The following is a 1,593-nucleotide window of genomic DNA, read 5'->3' on the forward strand; positions in this document are numbered from 1 at the left end:
TATTTTCTCTCTGCTTTATCTGAGCGGCAACAGCGCATTCTGCAGTTGTTGAAGGCTTCGGATGATATCTACCTCTCACTCACCGGATAATTTAGGCAACCCTTCCTAAATTTAAGCGAACCGTGAGCCTGTGGGCTGCAAACGTAAAATTTTTTCTCGAATAAAAGCTCCGTGATTACCGTCTGGAGAGAGGGGATACACTGAACTGAGAACGAGAATGTGTTGATTGTTTAGGATGTTTTTCTTTGAGAACATCAACTTGTATCCTGTACACTCAGGGTGAATACCCAGACAGTCGAAGCGTGCCCACATAGTCGAGTGTTTTCAACACCCTAATAGCCTAAAGTTTTGGATAGTGATTTTTTAGCTGTTGCTGATTTACGGGATGGGCCGCTCTGTTAAATAGGCCACTGGCCAATGTTTGGCCGATAAAATCATACTTGAGCACGGCCATAGCCTTGGCAATGCACTGAGGAATATACATCAAGGGACGACCTAGGTAAAACCACAGTACAACCTTAGTAAAATCTTTTGCTGAGGTCACTAAGCGTTTTCTACCAAATTTACTAGTGCCTGAAAATCGTGGATGCCAGGGTGTTTTGGCCTCTCCTATCCTGTGCCCTAATCCCGCTAGAACCGCTAATAAAAATCGATGGGTAATCAGCTGAATGGGGAGCCCCATCAGGACATCTCGACGGACAAGCTTAATCCAGTTCATGTCATGAATTTGTAGACCAAAGACCCAGCGACAGGCGCAGTTTGCCACCTGTGATGCCGTTGTTTTACCATCGCCGCGCCGCTGTCGCCAACCTGCGATCGCAACCACATTAGGGCAGTAGGCCTGCAGTAGTGTGGGAATATCGGTTGCCGGGTCCGACTCAAGATCGGCCTGCCCCCAAAAGATCCAATCTGTTTTCACATGGGCCAGCGCTGTCTGCCAGACAGCAGCAACACCGGATCTTCGAGGATGACGCACCACCGTTAAGAATGGATAGTGTTCAGCCAGTCGGGCCAAAATCTCTGGACTTTTATCGACGCTGCCATCATCGACGACTAGCACAGGCAACGTTAGACTCAGAGTCTTAAATGCAATACAAATTCGCTCCAATAGTTTTTGTAAATTACCAGCTTCGTTTAAAGCTGGAATCACAATCGTAACTGAGCCCGTTACCAGGGGATCTAGAGTTGAATGTCTACGTAAAACTCTATCAAAACGTTCTCTTCCTTCTTTATGGGTAAACGTAAAATAGGTACTATGATCAGCAGTCAAAAAGGCCATATAGTCTTATGTTTATAGAGTGACGAGAAAAATAGCGTTAACTCTAGTTAGCCCATGTCAATCTATTAACACGAGCTAACTAATCAAATCTCTTAATTAGAAAAAGACATTACTAAAGTATCAAGAAAACTAATGTGAAACCACCGAAGCATTGCCGATAAAGAAGATATATTTATGTCAGATATTCCTAGTTCCAACTCAGTTTGTTTGGCTAAAATGAGGGCATAGAGTTTGGAGGCCAAGGACGATGGCCAAACGCAAACGACGAGGAGTCGCCGGGGATAAAACGATCTGCCTACCGATAGCCGAGGGGA

Annotated in this window: 1 protein-coding gene; it reads right to left on the reverse strand. The window is 45.1% G+C overall.

The window, feature by feature from the left end:
• Positions 1-340: 340 nt before the first annotated feature.
• Positions 341-1,279, reverse strand: coding sequence for a glycosyltransferase family 2 protein (locus tag IQ260_RS30485; protein ID WP_193996785.1), 939 nt, complete (start codon positions 1,277-1,279; stop codon positions 341-343).
• Positions 1,280-1,593: the final 314 nt, after the last annotated feature.

The sequence above is a fragment of the Leptolyngbya cf. ectocarpi LEGE 11479 genome, assembly GCF_015207065.1.
Classification (GTDB): Bacteria; Cyanobacteriota; Cyanobacteriia; order Phormidesmidales; family Phormidesmidaceae; genus Leptothoe; species Leptothoe ectocarpi.